Source organism: Xanthomonas sp. NCPPB 3583 (assembly GCF_041475715.2).
GTDB lineage: Bacteria > Pseudomonadota > Gammaproteobacteria > Xanthomonadales > Xanthomonadaceae > Xanthomonas > Xanthomonas euvesicatoria.
The window spans coordinates 3,526,317-3,550,452 of sequence record NZ_CM191263.1 but is presented as its reverse complement, the minus strand read 5'-3'; the positions used below and the strand labels follow the sequence as shown (position 1 = coordinate 3,550,452).

General features: G+C 66.7%; 16 protein-coding genes and 2 pseudogenes. 8 read left to right on the top strand and 10 right to left on the bottom strand.

Annotation, left to right across the window (positions count from 1 at the left end; all coding sequences use genetic code 11):
• Positions 1-127 precede the first annotated feature (127 nt).
• The 9 genes from ACCQ07_RS15415 to pqqA form a co-directional block, all read right to left on the bottom strand.
• On the bottom strand, positions 128-2,764 hold the full coding sequence (locus ACCQ07_RS15415; protein ID WP_372363433.1) for a TonB-dependent receptor: 2,637 nt from the start codon (positions 2,762-2,764) through the stop codon (positions 128-130).
• Between the two features lie 102 nt (positions 2,765-2,866).
• Entirely contained in the window at positions 2,867-3,901 is a 1,035-nt protein-coding gene (locus ACCQ07_RS15410) for a glucokinase family protein (RefSeq protein ID WP_014090793.1), read from the bottom strand.
• Positions 3,902-4,193: 292 nt separating this feature from the next.
• Positions 4,194-5,708 (bottom strand): PhoPQ-activated pathogenicity-related family protein, encoded by a 1,515-nt coding sequence (locus tag ACCQ07_RS15405; RefSeq protein ID WP_303403212.1) that lies wholly within the window; start codon positions 5,706-5,708, stop codon positions 4,194-4,196.
• A gap of 428 nt (positions 5,709-6,136) precedes the next feature.
• The gene (locus ACCQ07_RS15400; protein WP_014090790.1) at positions 6,137-6,649 is read right to left on the bottom strand and encodes a hypothetical protein; all 513 of its coding nucleotides are present in this window, start codon (positions 6,647-6,649) and stop codon (positions 6,137-6,139) included.
• A gap of 62 nt (positions 6,650-6,711) precedes the next feature.
• Positions 6,712-7,830 carry a pyrroloquinoline quinone biosynthesis protein PqqE gene (gene pqqE, locus ACCQ07_RS15395; RefSeq protein ID WP_008575225.1) on the bottom strand — a complete coding sequence of 373 codons (1,119 nt, stop codon included), beginning with the start codon at positions 7,828-7,830 and terminating at the stop codon, positions 6,712-6,714.
• A complete protein-coding gene (gene pqqD, locus ACCQ07_RS15390; RefSeq protein WP_008575224.1) occupies positions 7,827-8,105 on the bottom strand; it encodes a pyrroloquinoline quinone biosynthesis peptide chaperone PqqD in 279 nt (92 codons plus the stop codon). Before pqqD ends, pqqE begins: the two co-directional genes overlap by 4 nt.
• The gene (gene pqqC / locus ACCQ07_RS15385) at positions 8,102-8,854 is read right to left on the bottom strand and encodes a pyrroloquinoline-quinone synthase PqqC (protein WP_014090788.1); all 753 of its coding nucleotides are present in this window, start codon (positions 8,852-8,854) and stop codon (positions 8,102-8,104) included. Before pqqC ends, pqqD begins: the two co-directional genes overlap by 4 nt.
• Complete coding sequence (gene pqqB / locus ACCQ07_RS15380; protein WP_136732836.1) at positions 8,851-9,750, bottom strand: pyrroloquinoline quinone biosynthesis protein PqqB; 900 nt, start codon at positions 9,748-9,750, stop codon at positions 8,851-8,853. The genes pqqC and pqqB overlap by 4 nt, the downstream gene beginning before the upstream one ends.
• 82 nt (positions 9,751-9,832) lie before the next feature.
• Positions 9,833-9,913 carry a pyrroloquinoline quinone precursor peptide PqqA gene (pqqA, locus tag ACCQ07_RS15375; protein WP_002812057.1) on the bottom strand — a complete coding sequence of 27 codons (81 nt, stop codon included), beginning with the start codon at positions 9,911-9,913 and terminating at the stop codon, positions 9,833-9,835.
• A 291-nt stretch (positions 9,914-10,204) separates the two neighbouring features.
• Here pqqA and ACCQ07_RS15370 point away from each other — a divergent pair, with 291 nt between their 5' ends.
• Together ACCQ07_RS15370 and ACCQ07_RS15365 are read left to right on the top strand one after the other, a co-directional pair.
• On the top strand, positions 10,205-12,391 hold the full coding sequence (locus ACCQ07_RS15370; protein WP_014090786.1) for a RelA/SpoT family protein: 2,187 nt from the start codon (positions 10,205-10,207) through the stop codon (positions 12,389-12,391).
• A 260-nt stretch (positions 12,392-12,651) separates the two neighbouring features.
• The gene (locus ACCQ07_RS15365) at positions 12,652-14,094 is read left to right on the top strand and encodes a hypothetical protein (RefSeq protein WP_041469761.1); all 1,443 of its coding nucleotides are present in this window, start codon (positions 12,652-12,654) and stop codon (positions 14,092-14,094) included.
• A gap of 355 nt (positions 14,095-14,449) precedes the next feature.
• Here the strand turns inward: ACCQ07_RS15365 and ACCQ07_RS15360 are convergent, their stop codons facing one another.
• Complete coding sequence (locus ACCQ07_RS15360; protein WP_136732835.1) at positions 14,450-16,534, bottom strand: glycosyltransferase; 2,085 nt, start codon at positions 16,532-16,534, stop codon at positions 14,450-14,452.
• A 237-nt stretch (positions 16,535-16,771) separates the two neighbouring features.
• On the opposite strand from ACCQ07_RS15360, the gene mrcB reads away from it, so the two are divergent.
• The 6 genes and pseudogenes from mrcB to ACCQ07_RS15330 all read left to right on the top strand — a co-directional run.
• Complete coding sequence (gene mrcB / locus ACCQ07_RS15355; protein ID WP_218504454.1) at positions 16,772-19,219, top strand: penicillin-binding protein 1B; 2,448 nt, start codon at positions 16,772-16,774, stop codon at positions 19,217-19,219.
• A 13-nt stretch (positions 19,220-19,232) separates the two neighbouring features.
• Positions 19,233-19,757: a hypothetical protein gene (locus tag ACCQ07_RS15350; RefSeq protein ID WP_008575203.1), complete on the top strand. Its 525-nt coding sequence runs from the start codon at positions 19,233-19,235 to the stop codon at positions 19,755-19,757.
• 271 nt (positions 19,758-20,028) lie between these two features.
• The gene (yoaA, locus tag ACCQ07_RS15345) at positions 20,029-22,017 is read left to right on the top strand and encodes a DNA repair helicase YoaA (RefSeq protein ID WP_127167316.1); all 1,989 of its coding nucleotides are present in this window, start codon (positions 20,029-20,031) and stop codon (positions 22,015-22,017) included.
• Between the two features lie 164 nt (positions 22,018-22,181).
• Positions 22,182-22,901 carry a tRNA (adenosine(37)-N6)-threonylcarbamoyltransferase complex dimerization subunit type 1 TsaB gene (tsaB, locus tag ACCQ07_RS15340; protein WP_008575199.1) on the top strand — a complete coding sequence of 240 codons (720 nt, stop codon included), beginning with the start codon at positions 22,182-22,184 and terminating at the stop codon, positions 22,899-22,901.
• A pseudogene (locus tag ACCQ07_RS15335) lies at positions 22,898-23,254 on the top strand (ADP-ribosylglycohydrolase family protein); the annotation flags it as partial. The gene tsaB and the pseudogene ACCQ07_RS15335, both read left to right, overlap by 4 nt.
• 270 nt (positions 23,255-23,524) lie before the next feature.
• Positions 23,525-23,752 (top strand): annotated as a pseudogene (locus ACCQ07_RS15330) (ADP-ribosylglycohydrolase family protein); the annotation flags it as partial.
• Positions 23,753-24,136: the final 384 nt, after the last annotated feature.

Sequence of the window (24,136 nt, the reverse complement as noted above, 5' to 3'; positions counted from 1 at the left end):
TATCGTCGCGAGCAGTCGGCAGATCGGCGCAGACGGTGCGCTCGAAGCCGGGGCGTACAAGCGGTACGCCCGGCTACGAGCACCGACCGCGCCCGCCTGGCGGTGAGCGCAGTCGTTGCTAGCTGCGCTAGAACTTCAGGTGCAGGCTGGCCATGTAGCGGCGTCCGCTCTTGTAGCGTCCGGCCAGGTGGTCCTTGTCGCCCAGATACTGCAGGTATTGCTCGTCCAGCAGGTTCTGCGCATCGACCTGCAGCGACCAGTTCGGGCTGAAGGCATAGCCGATACTGGCGCCGAGTTCGGCGTAATCGTCCACGCTTGCCGGTGCCGCACCGGCCACATAACCGCCGGCCAGATAGCTGTCGCGCCAGTTGTAGGTCAGCCGGGCATTGAGTGGGCCTTTTTCGTAGTAGGGGCTGAAGGCGAGGCTGTTGCGCGATTGGTAGGGCAGGGCATCGCCGGTGTTGTTTTCGCCGGCGGCATAGGTGTAGTTGGCGGTCAGGCCGAAGCCGCTGTCGCCGAACGGTTGCTGGAAGGAGATGTTGAAGCCCTTGACCTTGCCATCGCCGGCGTTGCGCGGCCGCTGGATGCTGTAGTCGCAATAGCCATCGGCGGTACAGCCGTTGCTGCCGAGCAATTGCGCCCAGCTCTGCGGCGCAGTGTCGCGCAGTGCGTTGTACTGGCGCTCCACGCTGGCGCTGGTGTCGATGTAGTTGTCGATCTTCTTGTAGAACACCGACCACGCCACCACCGCTTGCTGCGCGAAATAATATTCGGCAGAGAGATTGAAGTTCCAGGATTCATACGGCGACAGGTCTGCATTGCCGCCGCTGCCGGTCAAGGTGGTGTCGTTGAGGAAGGTGTTGTTGACCATCTGGTTGTACGGTGCCCAGGCGATGACCTTGGCCGCAGCGAAGCGGAATACCCAGTCGTCGCTGGTGTCGTACGACAGCGTCAGCGAAGGCAGCAGAAAGTCTTCCTTGCGGGTGCGGGTCTGCCACAGGCTGCCGGCCTCGGCGAGGGAGGGCGTGCCGCTGTAGACGAAGCCACTGCCTTCGGTCTTGGAATCCACGTAGCGCACGCCGAGATTGCCGCGCAGACCGCCGCCGGAAAAATTCAGCTGCGCGTAGGCCGCATTGTTGGTCTGCTCCAGCGCCCAGCTGTTGTTGAGGTAGCTGGCCGGATCCGGCGCGCTGTAATCGACCGGGCTGTTGCGGATCCAGTTCAGCACGTTGTTGCGACCTGCCTGTATATGTCGGCCGTGATCGGGATAGAACCCCTGCAGATCGGTGAGCCCGATCGTGCCCACGTCGGCCAGGGTGCCGGGGGTGACACCACCATAGACATTGAGCTCGAAGCGCTCGTCATGCTTGCCGTGGCGCACGCCCAACAGCAGTTGATTGAACACGCCATCGAACTGCAGATTGAAATCCAGCTGGCCGTAGGTGTCCTTGCTTTCGGTAGAGAAGATGCCGTTGTTGCCGAACCAGCCGCCGGCCGAACCCCAGTTGGCGGGATTACGTGCCGCTGCCGGATCGTCGAAGCGGATGCCGCGGCGGGTGTCCCAGCTGAAGCCGCCGTTGTAGAACGGCTCGATGAAGTATTGCGAGAGATCGTTGTTCTCGGACTTGCTCTGGCCCACCTGTCCGTTCAAGCCCCAACCCTCGCCGCGGAAGGCGCCGCGCAGGTCCAGTCCTTTGGTGGTCACCTCCGATTCGCGCACGTTGTTGTCGTAGATCACCGTGCCGCCGAGCGGGATCGCATTGGCGCTGGAGTGGCCACTGGTGACCACGCCGTTACGGACGCCGCCAAGTTGGTCCACCGCCGCCACGGTGCCGGCATTCCAGGTCAAAAAGCTGTACATCGACTGGTTGTAGTTGTCGAAGTTCTCATTGATGTACAGGCCGCTCAGATTGAACTCCAGCGCCTCGCTGGGCTTGAGTTGCAGGTTGACCACGGCGCTGTCGCGCTCGCGATCCTGCTGGAACCAGGCTGCGTTGATCGAGTTGGGTACATCCGCATCGGCAGGCACGCTGCCTGCGGCATTGGCGAAGGTGCTGGCCGGTACGTAGCCGAACACTTCCATGCCGCGGCGGTCGACGCGTTCTTCGTAGTGCTGCGCCGACACCGCAATGCCGAAGGTCTGCGCCGCGTTCTTCCAGCTGTAGAGCAGTGCCGCGTTGGGTTTGCCCTGGCTGGCCTGGTCGCTGTAGCTGTAGCCGATGGACGCAGCCACTTCGTTGGCCTTCAGATCTAGCGGCTGCCGCGTGTGCATCAGCACCGTGCCGCCCAGGCTGCCTTCGGTCAGGCGCGCTTCGGAGGATTTGAGAATTTCCGCACGGCCCAGGATCTGCGGGGCCAGCAGGGTGTAATCGAACCCGCGGCTGGGCTGTTCGCCATAGAGCCAGATCGCCTGCGCAACCGGATGCCCGTCCAGGAACGACAGATTGAGGCTGGGGTCGGTGCCGTCGATACTCACGCGCTCGCCTTGCCCGAAGCGCCGGTCCAGGGTGACGCCGGGAATCTGCGAGAGCGCTTCGGCCACGTTGGTGCTTGGGAATTTACCGATGTCTTCGGCGGTGATCGTCTCGGAGACGCCGGCGTTGTTGCGTTTGGTATCGAGCGATTTTTCCAGGCTGGCGCGGATGCCGACCACCTGGACGGCATCCAGGTCGGTGGCTTGCGTGCCAGCGCCGTCCTGGGCTTGCGCAGCGAATGCCAGCGATAGTGCAATGGCGCTGGACAGCAGGGTGGTGCTGTATTTCATGATGTCTCTCCTCATCACGCACAGGGATGGACGGCGGGCTGCCGCTCGCCGGATGCGGGGTCTTGCAGACGCGCGCTCGGGGTGGAACGCGTGGTAGATCGCTTACGACAGCTCGGTGTGGTGTTGCAGATACCAGTTGGCCGCGCCGAGCACGCCCAGTTGCCCGTGCTCGACCAATTTGACCGGGATGCGTTCGAGCACCGCGCGCATGTTTCCCTTGTCCAGGAAGCGCTCGGCGAATGTGCTGCCAGCCAGGAACTGGCCGATCGTCGGCAGGAAGCCCCCGGCCAGATAGATGCCACCGGCAGCGCCGTAGGCCAGTGCCATGTCGCCGACCGCGCTCCCCAGCAGGCCGCAAAAAATTTGCAGGCACTCGCGCGCAAGCGCATCGTTTTCGTGCAGCGCTGCGTGCGTCACGGCGGCGGGCAGGCGATGGAGCGGCGTTGCGTCATGCAGCTCGCACACCGCGTCGTAGAGATGCAGTAAGCCCGGGCCGGAAAGCACGTGCTCGAGCGGCAGATAGTGCCGGCCACGCAACAGGCGTTGCAGCAAGGCGTATTCGTGCGGGTGGGTGCTGGCCAGCGCGACCTGGCCGGCTTCGGTAGCCAGCACGATTGCGCGTGGCTTGGCATCGATCCACAGTGCTGCACCCAGACCGGTGCCGGGGCCGACCACCAAAATCGGCCCGTTGGCGCGCGCATGGCGCGGCGTGGGTCCGCTCAGCTGCAGCACGGCGCGTTGTTCCATCTGCGGCGCTGCGTAGGCCACCGCCTCGAAATCGTTGACCAGGTGCACGTTGCGCACCGCCAGTGCGGTACCGATGCGGTTGGGCGAAATCGTCCAGGGCAGGTTGTTGCTGATGAAGCTGCCATCGTCCAGCGCTACGCCGGCACTGGCGATGACCACCGCATCGACGCGGCGCCGCTGTTGCAGGAAGTCCTCGAGGATGGCCTGGAGACTGGCGTGTTCGGCGCAGCGATAGGTGCGGTAATGCGAAAGCTCGATGGCTGCATCGCGCGTCTGCAGCATGTGCCCGACACGCACATGCGTGCCACCGACATCGGCAGCGACGAAGCTGGTGGCAACGGGGACATCGGGCGAGGCAGAGGCGTAAGCGGAACGCGAAATCGCAGCCACATTCAGTCCTTTGGTCCGTCTGACCGGCCGATGCCGTCAGCGAGTAGGGGCCTGTGTAGGAGTTAGTGACAACGATGTCAATGGATCAGTCGGGTTGGATCGATCTTGGTGGCGTGCTCAAGTGCAAAAACGTGCCATTTGGCATTGTCTGTGCGGACTTCAATGCGCAACGTGGACAAATGCGTCCAACGTGGCGCGGTGGTTGCCGAAAAGCCGACCCGGCAACTGGCGCATGGCGCTCAATTGCCCGCGAGGTGCTTCAGCCGGCGATCGCCATCGTTCAAGAACTGCGTCAGCGCACGGCGGCAGCGGTGGTCACGCCGGGCAACGTGCTGCAGGCCGCGTTATCGGTGGGCGGTGCCTGGGTGGGGTAACGCTGCTTGCCGAGTACATAGGTCTGGCTGGTGGCAACGAATCCGTCCGCGTAAGTGGCTTCGACGAAATACGCGCTCCAGCCGTTCTCCGGAATCTGCACCGGTACCGGGACCGTGCTGCCGCCAGCAAGCGCAATGGGCGCGGCGCTGTAGCGTATGCCGCAGGCGTAGCGGAAATCGCGCGCGTGCGGATTATGTGCACTCCACAGCTGCACCTGCGTTGGCCGCTCGGAGGAGCGGAAGCGGATCTGCGGCGCTTGGCCCATACGCAACACATCGCTTACCTGCGGTAACGGGCGCTGCTGCTGCAGGCGCGTGATAAACGGCGCCAGGGTATCGACGACGGAGGCGCGGATATTGTGCGCACTGTTGGGCAGGACGCGCAGCGCCTTGCTGCCGGGTAGTGCGTCATAGAAGAACTGGGTGTTGTCCGGCAAAAAGAAGTCGTCGCCGCTGGCGTTGACAATGTACTTGGGCACCGCCAGCCGCGTGCGGTACGGCGTGTGCAAATAGCTTAGCGGATCTTGCAGCTGCACCAACTGCGCGAAGGCGGGGGTCTGCAGTTGTGAGGTGATGCCCTGCTTTGCATAGGCATTGAAGGCGATCGGCCAGTTGCCGCCATAGGTGCGGGACATATGCTCCAGCACGGCCGGCATGTTGAGGATGTCGATCACCAATGGCGCCACCGCCTCCACGCGCCGGTCTGCGATGGTGGCGTGCCAGCTGGCCCATCCGCGTTTGGAGGCGCCGGCAAGGACGAAGCGATGGATTCGCAGTGGGGCCAGTTCGCGCTCGGCCAGGCTCATGGTGCGCGCAATCGCGGCCGCCATCGGCACATGCAGCGGCAATGTCTTGCGCTGCTGCGGCGCCTTGAGAAACAGCGACCAGCTATAGGCCACGCTGTCGTCTTCGCGGCGCGGGGTGGCATCGCCCTGGTAGATCAGCGCCTGGTTGGGGATGTCGCTGAGCGCGATCACCACCGTGCGGGTGCGTTGCGCCAAGGCGGCCAGCGCTTCGGGCGCCAACTCGCTGGCCGGCTGCGCCGCACTGCCATCCGCCGGGTGACGCGTGCCATTGGTTGAGATCAACACCGCGCGCGTGGGCAAGGCCTCTGTCGGCACGTAAATCGCCACGTCATGCTGCCAGCGCGCCGGCATGACCAGTCCCTCGGGCGACCAGTCCTGCGAGGTCAGTAGGTAATCGCGCCGCTCGACACCGGCCACGCTGCTGGTGCCAACGCGCGTATAGGTCAGCGGTTGCTGTTCGATGGCATCGTGGTAACACACCAGGGCTTGCCCGAAGCCAACGTCCGGTGCATTGGCGCAGCGCTCCGCCGGCGACGCAGCGGACGCGATGGGATCAGCGGGCGCGACGCCTGCAAAGAGTGTCAGGGACGATAGCAGTGCAAGGCTGCAATAGGTCTTCGAGCGCATGCAGGTTCTCCAGAGTCCGTGCGTGTGGCCAGCGATTGCTGCGACCAATTGCGTGGGAAAAACGCGGTTAGCAGTGGCGTCAGCGACGGGTGGGGGGCGCGGTGTGTGCAGGAGTGTACGCGTGGTCGGAATCGGTCAGTAGGACGGCACCTATCGCTACCGCCAATGGCTGCGTGTGCGCGATGCTGAGTACGATGATTCGGCGCGCCAACGTTGGCTGCGCCTGGGCATGGCGGGTGCGCACTGACGCTTGCGCTCTGTCTGCCGCACCGGCGCCGCCTTGCGCATGCGTTGCTCTACGGCGAGCACATTGCAGCGGCTGGTTGCAATGTCGCATGCGCAACGCGCAGCGGCGGGATACGCGCGGCGCATGCCGATGCCGTGGGTGGCAACCGCTTTCGGCAGCCGCGCAAGCTCGGCGGAGGCGCTTACTTGATCCGCCGCACCTTGGCCGGGGTGTTGTAACCCTCGATCTGCAGATACCACACGCCGACCAGACCCGGCTTGATCTTGACCTTGGGTGCGTCCTTGCGCACGCCAGACAGGCTGGCGGCATCGGTCTGTTCCCACTCCTGACCGTTGGCCAGCGTGTAAACGCGGCCCTTGGCGAAGCCCTTGAATTCGCCAACCATGGTGCTCTCGATCGGCTCCTTGCTGCCGAAGTCGAAGAAGCCGCGGTTCTTGACGATCACTTCCTGGCGGCCGGCTTCCTTGGCCTGTTCGACCACCACTGCGGCCTCCTTGGCGACCTTGCCCTGCAGCCAATCGTTGAGCGCAGCCAGTTCGCTCGCATTGAGTTTGTCCAGGCCGGCGGCCTTGAACTGTTCGGCACTCATCTGCGACTGCAGGTCGCCTTGCACCGCGCGTTGCGCCAGGGCAGGGGCGGCATGCAGCGCCAAGGTCAGGCAAACCAGCAAGGGAATGCGGCGCGCGAGCGACATGGAAGCCATCCGAAGAAGAAGAGAGGGCTAGTGTAGACGCTGTTGGCGCATGCCGGCGCTGCCTATTCCAGCGGGTCTGCGGTGGCTGCTGCGGGGCGTTCTGGGCGGCGATAGATGAAGGCCGGTGCCGGCGATGCCGACTCCTGCTCGGCGGTTGCGCGCACCTGCGCATGGATGGGCGAACGTTCGCAGACCGGGTCCAGCGTGGCGGCATCGCCGCTGAGCGCCAGCGCCTGGCAGCGGCAGCCACCCCAATCGATCTCGCGCTTGGGGCAGCCCTGGCACACCTCCGGCATCCATGCGGTGCCGCGAAAGCGCACGAATGCCTCGCCGTTGTTCCAGATATCGGCCAGCGAGCGCTCGCGCAGATTGTCAAAGCGTAGGCCATCGATGGTTTCGGCGGCATGGCAGGGCAGCACGTCGCCGCGCGGGGAGATATTGACGAAGCGTTGGCCCCAGCCGCCCATGCAGGGTTTGGGCTGGCGCGCGTAGTAATCGGGCGTGACGAAATCGATCGCCAGGCGGTCGCCGAGTTGGCGTCGCGCGGTTTCCACCGCGTCGATGGTGGCCAGCAGTTGCTCGCGGCTGGGCATCAGCGCAGCGCGGTTGCGCAGGCCCCAGCCGTAGTATTGGGTGTGCGCCACCTCGATGCGCTCGGCCTGCCATTCCAGCGCCAGCGCGATCATCCCGGGCACGCGTTCGGCGTTATGGCGGTGCAGTACCGCGTTGATCGTCAGCGGCAGGCCGCGGGCGCGGACCGCGGCGGCGAATTCGCGCTTTTTGGACAAGCTGTTGCGGTAGCCGGCGATGCGGTCGGCGCCGGCCGCATCCACGTCCTGCACGCTCAACTGCACATGTTCCAGCCCGGCCGCCTGCAGTTGGTCCAGCATTGGCTCGCCGCCGGCGACGCCGGAGGTGATCAGGTTGCTGTACAGCCCGAGTGCGCGCGCATGTGCGACCAGTTCGGGCAGGTCTTTGCGCAACATGGGCTCGCCGCCGGAAAAATGCGCCTGCAGCACGCCCATGTCGGCGGCCTGCTGCAGCAGCGAGCGCCAGCCTGCGGTGTCCATTTCCTCGCGCAGCGCTGCCAGCGCGATCGGGTTGGAGCAATACGGGCACGCCAACGGGCAGCGGTGGGTCAATTCCAACAACACCGATAGCGGTGGCGGCGCGATGCTCATAGCCGCAGCAAACGCTTCTGATGCAGGGTATCGGTGAGTTCGATCACGTCCGCTTCGATTTGGGCCGCGTCCGCATCGAATTCTGCAGCCAGCTCCTGCGCGATCTGCGCCAGCGAGCGCGTGCCGTCGTAGCGCTGCGCGACCACCAAGGCGATGTCGTCCAGCTCGACCACGCGTTCGGGCGCCAGCAATACCCACTGGTCGCGCGCACGGTCATGTTGCAGGCGCACGCCTGCACGCAGGGCCGGCTGGCTATGGCGGGTAATGCCGCTCATGCCGCGACCCGGCTGGCGTCGCGGTCCGGCACGAAGGCGTCCGGCCACACGATGCCTGGGCTCACGTAGGCCACATGCAATGCATCCAGCTGTGCCCAGAGCACCGAGCACTTGAAATGCAGGGCGGCCTTGACCAGTGCCTGCTTTTCGACCGTATCGGCATGCTGCTTGACGTAATCCAGCGCGAAATCCGAATCGCGTGGCGCCTCGGTCAGGCGATGCTCGAAATAGGCCAACGCTTCGGACGACACGAAGTCGTAATGCTTGAGCATGCCGGCCACGCGCTGGCCGATGATGTTGGGCGCGAACAATTCGGTCAGCGACGAGGCGATCGCTTCGAGCAGGCTTTTTTCGCGCACGAAGTGCAGGTACGCCTGCACCGCAAAGCGCGTGCCGGGCAGCAGCGCGCGCCCGGACTCCACCAGCGTGCGGTCCAGGCCCAGCGCGTCGGTGAGATGCAGCCAGCGTGCGATACCCCCGTCGCTGGCGCTATTGCCGTCGTGGTCGAGGATGCGTTGCCGCCAGATCCGCCGCAGCGCGGGGTCTTCCATGCGCGCCAGAATCGCCGCGTCCTTCAGCGGAATGCAGCGCTGGTACTCGAAGCGATTCAACGCCCAGGCCTGCACCTGGCCTCGGTCGAGCTTGCCGTGGTGCAACAGCGCATGAAACGGATGCTGGTCGTGATACAGGCGCGCGCCGATGGCACGCAGGTCTGCTTCCAGTTGGTCGGGGCTGAGCAGCGCAGTCACAGGGCGATCTCCAGGCCGTCGTGGGCAACTTCCCAACCGCTGGCGCGCGCGCTGGCGAACTCGGGCGAGAGGGTGTTGAGCACGGGATTGGTGGTGTTGAGATGGATGAAGATCTTGCGCGCCACGTTCAACGGCGCGAACGCGGCAATGGTGCCATCGGGGCCATCGATGCTCATGTGGCCCATGCGTTGGCCGGTCTTCTGGCTGACGCCCAGCTGCACCATCTCGTCATCGCGCCACAACGTGCCGTCGAAGAACACCAGTTCGGCGTCCTGCAGGCGCGCACGCAAGGCGTCGGTCATCGCAGCGCAGCCGGGAATGTAATGCATGCGGTGGCGGCCATCGTCGATGGTGAGCCCGAGGGTTTCTTCATCGGACCCCGCCAGGTCGCCGCCGCTGCGCGACTCCATGAACAAGGGCACCTTGCCGGGCACCGAGAAGGGCGTGAGCTGTAATCCGCACAGCACCAGCGGAGTGTCCAGCGCGAACGGCTGCCGGCTCACGTACTGCGGATTGACGGCGTCGAAAATGGGGTTCTGCGCGAGCAGGCCCAACACGCGGCTGCTGGCATGCAACGAGAACCGCTGGCTTTCGCGCATCGAGAGCAGGCCGGCGATGTGGTCGATCTCGCCGCTGGTCAGCAGCACCGCCTCGATCGGCGAATGTCGCAGCCCGTGCTGCGGCCACAAGGCCGGTGTCGCAAGAATTTGTTGGCGGAAATCTGGCGAGGCATTGATCAGCACCCAGCGCTCGCCATCGGCGCTGACTGCGATGCTGGCCTGGGTACGACGCTGGGCACCGTCTGTTTGCTGCCACGCCCGCAGGCTCGCGGGGGTGTGGCAATTCCACTGCGGGTGCCCACCGCCGGCCGCCGATCCCAAGACGATGATACGCATGGAGAACTGGACCTAATCTGCCGGCAACTGCCGGTCATGCATCAAGAGGAAAGGCGGCAAGGTAAGCATGAAACGTGCAGGATCAAAACTCGCCGGAGACGTAGCAGTTGATTTCGGCGCCACAATTGACTTCACGAACGACAGGCTTCTTCCAGGTCTTCATACGGCTACCTCAGCAGTTGGGAAAAACGTCGCTGGCTGCAGGATGCAACGCACGACGTGCCCCGAGCATAGGCAGGCGGTCTGGCGCAGTTGTAAAGGGCACGTAAAAAGGTGCGTAGGTTCCGATTCCCGTGCGCAGCGCCGTGCCGCTTTTCGCGCCCGGCGGTTACGAATCAAGACGTTGCGGGGTGAACCTGGCCTAAGCACGCGCGTCCTCCCGCACGGCGAGCGCCGCGGTAAAACGCGTTGTGGAGAAGGTGACGCGCACGTTACCGTAGTCGTCAGCCTCCCGTTGTTGCCCGCCGCCGTGTCCACCGCTGTGACCAGTTCCTCATTTGATCGTCTGCAGGCGCTGCTGCAGCGGCCTGCCGTGGCCTCGATCGCGCCGGCAGTGCGCGACGCGCTGGCGCAGGCCTGGCAGGACCTGCCGCCTACGCAGACCGATCGCGTGCCGTGGGCATTGCTCGGCGACACCCTGGATGCATTGGCGCTGCTGGCCGCCGACGAAGCCACCCTGATTGCGGCGTTGCTGTTCGACTTGCCTGCCTTGCGCGGCGCGATCGCGGGCCTGCCGTGGCAACCGGCGGAGCGGCGGGTGGCGGTGGAAGGCCTGTTGGACGGCCTGGATGCAGCCGATCAGGTCTGGGCGCTGCATGCCGGACGCGAGGCCGGGCGCAACAGCGAAGGGTTGCGGCGTCTGCTGCTTTCCATCATCCACGACCTGCGCGTGGTGCCGATCCTGCTGGCACGGCAGCTGGCGCGCATGCGCGTGGCCGATCGTCTGAGCGAAGATGAGCGCCGCGCGCTGGCCCAGCTCACGCGCGACATCCACGCGCCGCTGGCCAACCGGCTGGGCATCTGGCAGGTGAAGTGGGAGTTGGAGGACCTGGCATTCCGGCATCTGGAGCCGGAGACCTATCGCCGCATCGCCCGCGAAGTGGACGAAACCCGCGTGGCGCGCGAGCGCTACCTGGAAGCGGTCAAGCGCACCCTGTCGGCAGCGCTTGCCCAGCAGGGCCTGCGCGCAGAGGTGAGCGGACGGCCGAAGCACATCTACAGCATCTGGCGAAAGATGCAGAAGAAGCGGCTGTCGTTCGATCAGCTGTACGACATCCGCGCGGTGCGGGTCATGGTCGAGGACGTGGCGGCGTGCTATGCCGCGCTGGGGGCGGTGCATTCGTTGTGGGCGCCGGTGCCGAGCGAGTTCGACGATTACATCGCCCGGCCCAAGGCCAACGACTACCGCTCGTTGCATACCGCGGTGGTCGGCCCGGAAGGGCGCACGATCGAAATCCAGATCCGTACCTTCGAAATGCACGCCCAGGCCGAACTCGGCGTGGCTGCGCACTGGAAATACAAGGAAGGCGGCAAGGGCGGCGAAAAAGCGTTCGATCGCAAGATTTTGTGGATGCGCCAGCTGCTGGAGCAGGTGCAGGAGGGCGAGCATGGCGAACTGGCCGGCGCGCTGGATGCCGAGCTGATCGAAGACCGCGTGTATGCGCTCACCCCCAAGGGCGAGGTGATCGATCTGCCGCAAGGTGCCACGCCGCTGGATTTTGCGTATCACGTGCACACCATGGTCGGGCATCGCTGCCGTGGCGCACGCGTCAACGACCGCATCGTGCCGCTGACCTACCGGCTGCGCAGCGGCGACCGCGTGGAAATCATGACCGCCAAGGAAGCGGACCCGCGCCGCGATTGGCTGCTGGCCTCCAACGGCTTTCTGGCCAGCGGGCGCTCGCGCGACAAGGTACGCGCCTGGTTCCACAAGCTGGACCGCGCGCGCAATGTGCAGGCGGGCAAGGACTTGCTCGATCGCGAGCTCAAGCGCCTGGGCCTGCAGCATGCGGATCTGAGCGTGGCCGCGCGCAAATTCCACGCCGAAAACGTCGACGAGCTGTATATCCAGGTCGCCCTGGGCGATACCGGCCCGAACCAGGTCAGCCGTGCGTTGCTGGAAGCCGAACGTGCCGCGTCCCAGCCGGCGGTACCGGCGCCCCCGCGGCCGACCGCGCGGCGCGATGGGTTGGGGAAATCCAAATTCACCGTCGAGGGAGTGGGCAATTTGCTGGTGCAGTTGGCGCGTTGCTGCCAGCCGGTGGCCGGCGAACCGATTGCCGGCTATCTCACCCGCGGTCGCGGCATCACCGTGCACCGCACCGACTGTGCGGCACTGGCGCGCCTGGCCGCCGCCCACCCGCAGCGCGTGTTGCCGGTGGAGTGGGGCAAGGCCGGCAGCGGCTACGAAGTGGATGTGCAGGTGCGCGCGGTGGACCGCCGCTGGCTGCTCAAGGACATCACCAACCTGATCGCCCAGGAAGACGCGCACGTGCTGGAAATCAACAGCGACAACGTGCGCGATACCGGCAGGGCGCAGCTACGGCTGCGCTTGAAGGTCAGCGATTACGACCAGCTGTCCGGCCTGCTCGGCAAGCTGGATGCGCTGCCCGGCGTGAGCGAGGTGCGGCGGCTGGGCTGAGGACGCCGCGCACCTGGCAAGAGCACGCGGTTGAAAACAGACAGCACATGAAAGAGGTGAGCTGTGCTTGCCTGACGATTCCCGATTCCCGATTCCCGAAGAGCCCACACCGCCTTCGCAGCCTCCACCGCTACCATAATGCGGTGAACGCGTCCCCGTCAGGTCGCGCCAAGGATGGACGCCACCGTATGTCTCCGCTCCCGCGCTGGGCCAGATCGCCCCGCCTCTGGGCGCCACTGCGCAGCCGTGCGCTCTGGCGCATGGTGTTGGCGCTGTGCGCCTGCTTGCTGCTCACCGTGATCGTGCTGCGCAAGCCGCTGGCCGATTGGCTGTGGCCGGACACGCGCATCCAGCAATTGTTGCAGCGGGGCGATGCGGCCCTGGCACGCGGCCAGCTCAGCGCCGCCAACGGCAACGGTGCGCGCGAACTGTTCGCCGCCGCGCTTGCACTGGACAGCGACCGTGGGGAAGCCCGTACCGGGCTGGCGCGGACCGGCGCTGCTGCGGTAGCGCAGGCGCGTGCAGCGGTTGCGGCAGGCGATGCCGCAGCAGCGCAGCGCGCGCTGGCGCTGGCCACCGCCCTGGAGACGCCGCAGGCGCAGATCGCCCCGGTTGCGGCGCGGCTGCGCGCGCTGCAGGCGCGTCGGGTCGGGCTGGATGCCTTGCTGGCGCAGGCCGCGCTCGCGCAGCAGCAGGGTCGCCTGGACGGCACGCCGGAGAGTGCGTTGCCGCTCTATCAACGCATCCTGACCCTGGCGCCCGACCGCACCGACGCACTGGAAGGCCGCGAGGACGCCCTGACCGATCTGTTGGCGCAGGCACGCCACGCACTGGCGCGCGATGCGCTCGGCGAGGCGTCGGCGTTGCTGGCCGCGGCCAAGCGTTACGACCCCGGGCATGTCGACATGCCGCTGACCGAAGGCCAGTACCACCGCCTGCTGGAACAGCGACGTCAGCGCGCGCAGGCCTTGCTGCGACGTGGCCGCCTGGCCCCGGCTGCGCGCGATTTCAACGCGGTGCTGGCCGCCGAACCGGACGATGCAATCGCCCAGCGCGGCCGCGATCAGGTCGCGGACGAGTACGCCGCACAGGCCAGCCGGCAGGCGGCGGATTTCCACTTCGACGATGCGCTGCAATCCCTGCGTCAGGCACAGCTCCTGGTGCCTGGCGCCGCATCGATCGTGCAGGCCGAGCAAGCGATTGCGCGCGCGCGCGACGCCCAGCGCGGCCCGGACGCGAGCCTGTCGCGGGGCACGCGCGAGCGCCGCCTGCGGGCATTGCTGCAGCGCGTTGCCGATGCCGAAGCGCAGCAACGCTGGATGACACCGCCTGGCGCCAGCGCCTATGACGCCGTGCGTGCCGCGCAGGCGCTGGCGCCACGCGATCCGCGTGTGCTGCAGGCCGCGGCGCGCGTGGTACCGGCCAGCCAACGTTGTTTCGAGGACGAACTGCGCAACAACCGCCTGCGCGCCGCGCGCGGGTGCCTGGATGCCTGGCAGGCGCTGACGCCCAATGCCGATGCATTGGCCGGTGCGCGACGCCGCCTTGCACAGCGCTGGGTGGCGGTCGGGAGCGAACGGCTGGGCCAGGAGGACGCAGCCTTCGCCCGCCGTGCGCAGGACGAGGCGCATCAGCTGGATCCGGGTTTGCCGGAACTTGCCGAATTCACGCGACGGGTCAAGGCGGTGGCCGAACAGCGGTGAGCAGTTGCTGGTGATGTGGGTAACGTGGAAGCCCGCCGAGCGTGTGTCGTCCCAAGGTCTCAGGCCCGTGTTGCATCAGGTACAGGCACAGTCCCACGCTCCAAGCCCCCCTATTTGCATCAGATGCAATGCGTGCTGCAGACGCAGGTGAACCAAGCTGTGCAGCCTTTCAACCGGTACGCGATCAAGCTGCGATGCACACTCCCTTCTCCACCGGGAGAAGATGCCGCGAGGGGCAGATGAGGGTGCGAGCGCAGCAGCGTGATGCGGCGCGAGCGGATCAATCGCCCATCATTGCGTGTACTGCGGCGTTTGGTGATGCAAACGATTCAGACGCCAATCCCTAGCCACCTGCTCACCCCGCAATGAACAACTCGCGCACCGTCGCCCGTGCTGCGTCCAGCGAAAAATGTTCGGCCACGTTGCGCAAGCCGTTGTCGGCCAGGCGTTGCCACAGTGCTGCGTCCTGATACAGCCGCACGATTGCAGCGGCGAAGGCGTCCGCATCGTCGGCGACGCACACATCCTCGCCGTCGCGCAAGTGCATGCCTTCCACCGCGCAGGTGGTGCCGACCACCGGCTGGCCGTGCGCCATGCTCAGATTGATCTTGCCTTTCACGCCCGCGCCAAAACGCAGCGGTGCCACTGCGATACGCGCACTGTCCATGAACGGAACCAGATCCGGGACATGACCATGCAACTGCACGCCGGGGCACTCATCGGCCAGCAATTTCAGGGCGTCAGGCAGGTCGGCACCGATGCAGTGGAAGAGCACCTCGGGCAGCTGCGCACGGACCTGCGGAAAGATGGCGCTGATGAACCATTGCACCGCATCCACATTCGGCGGATGACGAAAGCCGCCGACGAAGACCAGGTCGCGGCGTTGCGCAAAGCGATGGCCGCTGCCGGCGACTTCATGCAGGTTGGACAGCAGCGCGGTGCGGATGTGCGGCGCATCTGCGCGCAGTTGCGCCTGTTCTGCGGCCGACACCAGCACGGTGACATCGGTGGCCGCCATGATCTCCAGCTCGCGCAGGCGGGTGCGTTCTGCGCTGCGCAGCAGATTGGCATCGCGGGCCAGCTCGGCACCGCGGCGTTCGCGCAGGTAATGCAGGTCGACGGTGTCGAACAAGGTGCGCGCCTGAGGCGCGTATTGCCTGAGCAATGGCAGGCAGGCATGCGCCACGTGGTGGCGTACCAGCAGCACCACCGCAAACCGCGCACCATGGCTGCGCAGCCAGCTGCCGATGCCTTCGAGAAACGGCGCGTACCAGACTTCGACACCGAGTTGCTGCAATGCCTGGGTGTGGCGCCCGGCGTGTTCGCGGCGTGTCGGCACGAAGACGACATGCGCGCCTTCCTCGCGCAGCAGGCGGATCAGGTTGAACTGCCGCAGCGAGCCTGAGTCGCGGTCCGGCTGCGGCACGCACTCGTCCAGGATCAAGACCTGTCGCTGGTGGCGGTGCAGCAGCGCAGGCCCGGGCAGCACCGGCTGCTGAATTTGTTCGCTGAGTTGCGGTGACCATTTTTCAGCAAATTGCCTTTGATGCTCCGCAACCACTGATTCTTTCTTCGTGTCATGGGTTTGGTTATGCACCACCACGCTGGCCGGCTGCACCAGCACCTGATATCCGGCCGCGCGGACGGCAAACGCCAGATCGGTGTCTTCGTAATACGCCGGCATGTAGCGCCGGTCCAGCCCGCCCAGTGTCTGCAACAGCGCGCGCGGCAGCGCGATGGCCGCGCCCGAGCAGTAGTCCATCGCGCGGACATATGCATAGCGCGGGTCCTCGGACGATTCGAAGCGGCCGTAGCTCCAGGCGCTGCCATCGGCGAAGACCACGCCGCCGGATTCCTGCAGGCGCCCGTCCGGATACACCAGTTGCGCGCCGACCAGACCGGCGGCCGGATACCGGGCAAAGGTGTCGATCAACCGGTCCAGCCAGCCAGGCTGCGGAATGGTGTCGTTGTTGAGCAGCACCACGAACTCGCCGCGCGCCAGCGCGATGCCGTCGTTGCAGGCCGCGATGAAACCGCCGTTGCTCGCACGCACGTGGTAGTGCAGGCCGGCGATCTGCGGCAACTGTTCAGCGGTGGCGTCGCTGCTGCCGTCGTCCACGACGATGATTTCCACACTCGGCAGCGGCGGATGCGCCGCCAGCGCGCGCAGGCAGGCCAGGGTGTGCGCAATGTGGTTGTAGACCGGAATCACCACCGTCACCCGCGGGGTAGCGCTGTGCGGCAGTGCGAACGCCGCAAATGGGGCGGCCTGCGGCAGCCACAGCGGCGTGCCCAGGGCGACCGGAGGCGCCTGTGTGTGTACGCGAATGCGCTGCCAGGTGGCGCGCCAGCCGCGCGTGCGCATGCTGGCCACGCTGCGGTGGATCAGGCCGAGGACGCGATTGAACAGATAGCGCGCATCGGCCAAAGACATCGACATTGCGTTGGAACTCCAGCGTGGTATGGCAGTGAACGGTGCGAGCAGCGCGCGGGTCGAGGCAATCGTTGCATCTGCCCGCGCAGTGTACGAACCATGCCTGCTGCTGCCGAGAACACGTCGCGCTTGGCGAAGCGGCGTCGGGCGTTTTGTTAGCCGCTCTTAACGGCCGACGGGGCCGGCAGGTCACAGCCATGACAGCGCTGCTAGACTCGCCGGACTCTACATTCTCGCATTCCTGTGCCCCGACGCCACGACAACGACGCTCCCGACGATTTCGAGGACGACACCAACGCGCAAGGCTCCCGCTGGCAACGCAGACTCATCGTCTGGGGATTTGCCGCGTTCGCGCTGGCGCTCGGTTTCCTGATTCCCTATACGATGTATCTGAACAAGCAGGTCACCCAGCGCTTTGGCGAACTGCGTTGGCAGATCCCGACCCGCGTATACGGCCGGCCGCTGGTGCTCGTGCCGGGCAACGCACTGGATGCGGCCACCCTGAAGACCGAGCTGGACGCGGCGTCGTACCGCGACGACGGTCAGGCGAAGCTGGCCGGCACCTACCAGCAGGACGGCAGCCGCTTCACCATCGCCAGCCGCGGCTACATCGATGTGGATGGACGCGTGCCGGCGCGCCGGGTCGAAGTCAGCCTGGCCGGTGGGCGCGTGGCCAGCCTGCGCGACGCCGGCGACCGCAAGGCGCTCAAAAGCGCACGCCTGGACCCGGCGCGCATCGCCACCCTGTACGGCCAGAAGCAGGAAGAGCGCCGCCTGGTGCGCATGGAAGAAGTGCCCGAGCTGCTGGTCACCGGCCTGCAGGCAGTGGAAGACCGCGACTTCAACAGCCACCACGGCATCGACCTGAGCGGCATGGTGCGCGCGGCCTGGATCATGGCGCGCTCCGGCGGCCAGGTCCGCCAGGGCGCCAGCACCCTGACCCAGCAGCTGGCCCGCAGCGGCCTGCTCGGCATCGGCAAGGAACAGACGCTCACGCGCAAGTTCAACGAGATCCTGTATGCGGTGATCATGGAGGCGCGCTACGACAAGCGCACCATCCTGGAGGCCTATCTCAACCAGGTCTATCTGGGCCAGCGCGGCGGCCAGGCGATCCACGGCGTTTCCTCGGGCGCAGAGCTGTGGTTCGGCCGCGACCTCAATTCAATGACCACCGAGCAGATCGCATTGTTGATCGGGCTGGTCAAGGGGCCCTCGTACTACGACCCGCGGCGTAACCCGGAACGCGCGCTGGACCGGCGCAATTTCGTGCTCGGCAAGCTGCACGAAAACAACCTGATCAACGACGCCGAATACAAGCGCGCACTGGCTGCGCCGTTGGGTGTGCCGACCGAGCCCGGCCTGGTCGCCGCCAACCGCTTCCCGGCGTATGTGGACCTGGTGCGACGCCAGCTGGCGCACGACTATCCGGAAGGCGTGCTGCAGGGCGCCGGCATGAGCGTGCTCACCGGCATGTCGCCGTCTGCGCAGGCGTATGCCGAAGGTGCAGTGACCGGCACCATCAAGCGGCTGGACAACAAGAAGCGACCGCCGCTGCAGGCAGGATTGGTGCTCACCGACGTGCACAACGGCGATGTGCTGGCCGTGGTCGGCAGCCGCGATGTGGCCAAGCCGGGTTTCAATCGTGCGGTGGAAGCGCAGCGGCAGGTGGGCTCGTTGCTCAAGCCGTTCGTCTACATGCTGGCCTTGGCTTCGCCGGACCGCTGGGCGCTGTCCAGCTGGGTCGACGACTCGCCGGTGACCGTGCAGCTCAGCCGCGGCAAGACTTGGTCGCCGGGCAATTCCGACAACCGCAGCCACGGCACGGTGCGCCTGGTCGATGCGCTGGCGCATTCCTACAACCAGGCCACGGTGCGGGTGGGCATGCAGGTCGGCGCGGACCGCATCGCGCAGCTGATCCAGGTCTTGGCCGGTATCAAGGCCGAGCCCAATCCGGCGCTGATCCTGGGCACCACCGACCAGAGCCCGTATGGCATGGCGCAGCTGTACCAATTCCTGGCAGCCGGCGGCGAGATCCAGCCACTGCATGCGGTGCGCGGTGTGCTCGACCCGCAGGGCAAGCTGCTCAAGCGCTACGACAAGACCCCGGCCCCGGCCCAGGAAGGCGACTCGGTGGCCGCCAACCTCATCAGCATCGGCCTGCAGCAGGTGGTCAGCGGCGGCACCGCGCGCCAGTTGCTGAGCGATGGCCTGGGGCGCCTGTCGTCGGCCGGCAAGACCGGCACCTCCAACGACGGTCGCGACAGCTGGTATGCCGGCTACACCGGCGACCATCTGGCAGTGATCTGGATGGGCAACGACCAGAACGCAGAGACCGGCCTGTATGGCGCCACCGGTGCGATGCGGGTGTGGTCGAGCATCTTTGCCCGCCTGCCGAGTGCGCCATTGAAGGTCAGTGGGAAAGGCCTGGATTGGCAGTGGGTGGACGCCAGCGGCACCGGCGTGACCGACCCGGGCTGCCCGGGCGCGCGCCAGTTCCCGTTCGTGGTCGGCTTCACACCGGCCTACGCGCCGTGCGCGGGCAATGCGCCGTCGATCGAAGCTGCGCCCGGCGAAGCGGCCGCTCCTGCCGAACAATCCAGCGGCGGCGGCGGCTGGCGCCGCTTCTTTGGCCTGGAAAAGAAGCCCGAAGACCCTGCCGCCGCCCCCGCAGCGGCCCAACCCACGCGTTGATTGGAATGACCCCATGAACCGACTGCACCGTTTGCTCGCCCTGATCGGCGTCCTGGCCGCACTCACTGCCTGCATCAGCGCACCGCCCGCGCCGCCGCCGACCCCGGTGGACCCGACCACTCCGACCCAGCGGCTGTTGCTGATCGAACGCGAGGCCGGCGCAGACGACACCGAACTGTCGGTGCAGCCGCTGCGCGACCCGCAGGTGGATGATTTGCGCGACACCGCCAAGAGCAAACGCCAGGCCGGCGATCTGGCCGGCGCCGCTGCGGCCCTGGATCAGGCGCTGGGCCTGGTGTCGGGCGACCCGGCGATTCTGCAGGAACGTGCCGAAGTGTCCGTGCTGCAGGCCGACTGGCCGGCGGCCGAACGCTTCGCCAAGCAGGCGATCGACCTGGGGTCCAGGACCGGGCCGTTGTGCCGTCGGCATTGGGCGACCATCGAGCAGTCGCGTCTGGCGCGTGGCGAAAAGGAAAACGCGGCCTCTGCCAAGGCGCAGATTGCCGGTTGCACCGTGCCAGGCGTGAAGCGGTACTGAGGCCGGCGATCGGAGCGACTGCGCACGCCGCAAGGCGGGCGGCGGTGGATGCCTGGTGTGGCCGTGTCGTCGCGCGCTTTGGATGCCCGAGCACGTCGCGGTCAAGCTGACGAGGTACTCCTGGCTGCGTGGTGCGGTTTCAGCAAGCACAAGCAGGGCGCCCGACGGTTGCTGGCGCAGCCGTAGGGATGTGCGCACAAGCCCAACCCAGGCAGCGTCATCGCGCACGCGCTAGGCTGTCGTGCTTCCTGCCCGCTTTTCGTTCGGTCCCATGTCCCAACTTGCCACTGCCAGCATCGAAGCGCTCAGCGAGGGCGGGGCGCTTGCGCGCCAGCTTGACGCGTTCGCGCCACGCGCTGCGCAGTTGCGGCTGACTGGAGCCATCGCCGAAGCGTTCGAACAACGCGACGTGCTGCTGGCAGAGGCCGGCACCGGCACCGGCAAGACTTACGCCTACCTGGTGCCGGCCCTGCTGTCCGGGCTCAAGACCATCGTCTCCACCGGCACGCGCGCGCTGCAGGATCAGCTGTTCCATCGCGACCTGCCGCGCGTGCGCGCCGCGCTGGGCGTGGGGCTGCGCAGTGCGTTGTTGAAGGGGCGCGCCAACTACCTGTGCAAGTACCGCACCCAGCAGGCGCGCGGCGAACCGCGCTTTGCCACGCCCGAACAGGTCTCGCAGTTCCAGCGCATCGTGGCCTGGAGCGGGCGCACCCAGTTCGGCGACATGGCCGAGCTGGAAGCCTTGCCCGACGACTCGCCGCTGCTGCCGATGGTGACCTCCACCGTCGACAACTGCCTGGGCACCGACTGCCCGTTCTACAGCGAATGCTTCGTGGTGCAGGCGCGCCAGCGTGCCCAGGCGGCCGATCTGGTGGTGGTCAATCACCACCTGCTGCTGGCCGATCTGGCGCTCAAACAGGAAGGTTTCGGCGAAATCCTGCCCGGTGCGCAGGCCTTCGTCATCGACGAGGCACATCAGTTGCCGGAACTGGCGGCCAATTTCTTCGGCGAAAGTTTCGGCATGCGGCCATGGCAGGAGCTGGCGCGCGACTGCATGGTCGAAGCGCGCCTGGTGGCCGGCGCGCAGGCCAGCCTGCAGGCACCGATCCTGGCGCTGGACGAAGCCTTGCGCAGCCTGCGTGCCGGCATGGAAGGGCTGCCGCCGCGCGGCACGCAATGGCGTGCGCTGGCCAAGCCGCAGGTGCGCGAAGGGTTCGACGCCGTGCTGTCGTCGCTGGCACGGTTGGGTGAATCCCTGCTGCCGTTGCGTGAGGCCTCACCGGGTTTCGACGGCTGCACGGCACGTGCGCAGGAAGCGTTGAACCGCCTGTCGCGCTGGCTCGGCGAAGACCTGCCGGTGGCCGATTTCGCGCAGGACCCGCCGGAAGAGGTGGTCGACAACGATGTGCTCTGGTACGAACTCAGCCCGCGCGGCTTCCGTTGCCAGCGCACGCCGCTGGATGTGTCCGGCCCGCTGCGCGAACACCGCGAAAAATCGCAGGCGGCCTGGGTATTCACCTCGGCCACGCTGGCGGTGGGCGGCGAGTTCGACCACATCGCGCAGCGGCTGGGCTTGAGCGATCCGGTGACATTGCTGCAACCCAGCCCCTTCGATTGGGCGCGCCAGGCCTTGTGCTACCTGCCGCCGAACCTGCCCGATCCGGCCGCACGCGGGTTCGGCACTGCCTTGATCGGCGCGCTGACGCCGGTGCTGGAAGCCTCCAACGGCCGTGCGTTCTTGCTGTTTGCCTCGCACCGCGCGCTGCGTGAAGCCGCCGAAGCCCTGCGCGGCGCGCCGTGGCCGTTGTTCGTGCAGGGCGAGGCGCCGCGCGCGACCTTGCTGCAGCGCTTCCGCGATTCCGGCAATGGCGTGCTGCTGGGCTCGGCCAGTTTCCGCGAGGGCGTGGACGTGGTGGGCGATGCCTTGAGCGTGGTCGTGATCGACAAGCTGCCATTCGCCGCACCCGACGACCCGGTGTTCGAAGCGCGCCTGGATGCGATCCGTCGCGAGGGTGGCAACCCATTCCGCGACGAGCAGTTGCCGCAGGCGGTGATCGCGCTCAAGCAGGGCGTGGGCCGGCTGATTCGCAGCGAAACCGACCGTGGCGTGCTGGTGCTGTGCGACCCACGGCTGGTGAACAAGAGCTACGGCCGCACCTTCATGAAATCGCTGCCGCCGTTTGCGCGCACGCATGCCATTGCCGATGTGCAGGCGTTTTTCGCGCCGGAACCGGAGGGCCGGGAGCGGGCACCCGGGTAGACGCGTGCGTACCGCTTCCGGCACCCGGGTGGGCGTCGTTGCCGGTTGGTTGGCGGGTGTGCAGCGGTTGTCATCCCAGGTCCGTGCCGGCCACTCGGATCGATCAGTTAAACTTTGCGCCCTCCCGGGTCCCCAGTCCCGGGTCCCCGGTCCCGGCTCCCCCAATGAACGTCCTCGCCTTCGAGACATCCACCGAAGCCTGTTCCGTCGCCTTGCAGGTCGACGGGCGCGTGATCGAGCGCTTCGAACTGGCGCCGCGCCGCCACGCCGAACTGGCGCTACCGTGGGCCGAACAATTGCTGGCCGAGGCAGGCATCACCCGTCGCCAGCTCGATGCGATTGCGGTCGGCCGCGGCCCCGGCGCGTTCACCGGCGTGCGTCTGGCGATCGGCATTGCGCAGGGCATCGCGCTGGCGCTGGATCTGCCGGTGCTGGCCGTTTCCACGCTGCAGGTGCTGGCCTTGCGTGCGCCTGCCGAGGCGAGCCAGGTGCTGGCCTGCATCGATGCACGCATGGGCGAGGTCTACGCCGGGGTATTCGCGCGTAACGAGAATGGGTTGCTGGAACTTGCCCCGGAGCGCGTGTGCACGCCCGATGCGGTGGTCATGCCCGAGACGGTGCAGCGCGTGGCTGGGGTGGGAACCGGATTTGCGGCCGCCGACGGACTGCTGCAGCAGCGCCTAGCCGCGCAGCTGAGCAGCGTCGATGCCAGCGCCTTGCCGCATGCCGCCGATCTGCTCACGCTTGCGGTGCCCGCGCTGCAGCGGGGCGAAGGGCTGGCGCCAGAGCGCGTGGAACCGGCGTACCTGCGCGACAACGTTGCACTCACCCTGGTCGAGCAGCAGGCCGCCCGCGCAGCGAAGGCGGCCACCGCCGCGCCATGACACACGGCGATCTCGAACGCGCGCGGTTTCGCGGCTGTCTGCTCGGTCTGGCGGTCGGCGATGCGCTGGGCACCACGCTGGAATTCCAGGCGCCCGGCAGCTTCACGCCGATCGACGACATGCACGGCGGTGGTCCGTTCGCCCTGCGTGCAGGGCAGTGGACCGACGACACCTCGATGGCGCTGTGCCTGGCGCACAGCCTGCTGCATCGGCAAGGCTTCGACCCCGCCGACCAGATGAATCGCTATTGCAACTGGTATCAGCACGGCTACCTCAGCAGCACCGGCCACTGTTTCGATATCGGCAACACCGTCCGCCAGGCGCTGGAGCGCTATCTCGATGGCGGCCCCGCCTAGAGCGTGTCATCCACTTTGAGATGAGTGCGAAGCGGCCTGTGGCGCGTTGAAACAAGGCGTGCGCTGCGGCCCAGGCTGGCTGCCTGGGCAAAGCGCGCAACGCAGTATCGGCGCGCCACAGGCCACTTCCCGGAGGGTTGGCCGTCAGCGGCACGGAGCGGGCGCCGCGCGGCTTGCCTTGGCGGCCAGCCAAGCCGGCGCCACGCAACACCCGCTCCGCACCGCTGACGACCAACGCACCTCATCTCAAAGTGGATGACGTGCTCTAGCGGCAGCGCCGATCCGCGCGCGGCCGGCAATGGATCCCTGATGCGGTTGGCGCCGGTGGCGATGTACTACGCGCATCGCCCCGACGAGTTGGGCGATCGTGCCGCCGACAGCTCGCGCACCACCCATGCCGCCGCCGAGGCGCTGGACGCCTGCCGGTTGTTCGCGGCCCAGGTGCGGGCCGCCTTGCTCGGCGCAACGCGCGAGCAGGTGCTGCGCACGTCTTGCGACGGAATGGTCTCCCCGGCGGTGCATGTCCTGGCCGCGCGCGACCATTTCGCGGTGCGCCTCTGGCACGAATCTCATATCACATGCCAAGTTCTCCAGCACAGGCAGCGCTACCGGATCAGGGAGGTGGCCGACATGTTCGGCCAAGATCACGGCAGCCTCCATGCGTTCGGACTGCGCTAGCGTTCGCAGGCGTTCCACGTACATTGCGTAGGCACGCAGGCGCGGGCCGCGACCCTCACCGTCCCGATATGGGAGATTCCTGATCATGCGCAAGGCAACGCGCAGACGCGCGGCGCTATCAACGTAACCGACATCGGCAACTGGGTCGTAGTGCGGGTGCTCGGTGAGGAATGTCTGCATTCCTTCGCGGACGTCAGCGGC

What these genes read in the sequence shown, in the direction of transcription:
- ACCQ07_RS15400 (WP_014090790.1), bottom strand. Translation starts at nt 6,649, where the DNA reads ATGTCGCTCGCGCGCCGCATTCCCTTGCTGGTTTGCCTGACCTTGGCG.
- tsaB (WP_008575199.1), top strand. Translation starts at nt 22,182, where the DNA reads ATGAACGTCCTCGCCTTCGAGACATCCACCGAAGCCTGTTCCGTCGCC.
- ACCQ07_RS15360 (WP_136732835.1), bottom strand. Translation starts at nt 16,534, where the DNA reads ATGTCGATGTCTTTGGCCGATGCGCGCTATCTGTTCAATCGCGTCCTC.
- yoaA (WP_127167316.1), top strand. Translation starts at nt 20,029, where the DNA reads ATGTCCCAACTTGCCACTGCCAGCATCGAAGCGCTCAGCGAGGGCGGG.
- ACCQ07_RS15365 (WP_041469761.1), top strand. Translation starts at nt 12,652, where the DNA reads ATGGTGTTGGCGCTGTGCGCCTGCTTGCTGCTCACCGTGATCGTGCTG.
- pqqD (WP_008575224.1), bottom strand. Translation starts at nt 8,105, where the DNA reads ATGAGCGGCATTACCCGCCATAGCCAGCCGGCCCTGCGTGCAGGCGTG.
- pqqB (WP_136732836.1), bottom strand. Translation starts at nt 9,750, where the DNA reads ATGCGTATCATCGTCTTGGGATCGGCGGCCGGCGGTGGGCACCCGCAG.
- pqqE (WP_008575225.1), bottom strand. Translation starts at nt 7,830, where the DNA reads ATGAGCATCGCGCCGCCACCGCTATCGGTGTTGTTGGAATTGACCCAC.
- pqqA (WP_002812057.1), bottom strand. Translation starts at nt 9,913, where the DNA reads ATGAAGACCTGGAAGAAGCCTGTCGTTCGTGAAGTCAATTGTGGCGCC.
- ACCQ07_RS15350 (WP_008575203.1), top strand. Translation starts at nt 19,233, where the DNA reads ATGAACCGACTGCACCGTTTGCTCGCCCTGATCGGCGTCCTGGCCGCA.
- ACCQ07_RS15405 (WP_303403212.1), bottom strand. Translation starts at nt 5,708, where the DNA reads ATGCGCTCGAAGACCTATTGCAGCCTTGCACTGCTATCGTCCCTGACA.
- ACCQ07_RS15415 (WP_372363433.1), bottom strand. Translation starts at nt 2,764, where the DNA reads ATGAAATACAGCACCACCCTGCTGTCCAGCGCCATTGCACTATCGCTG.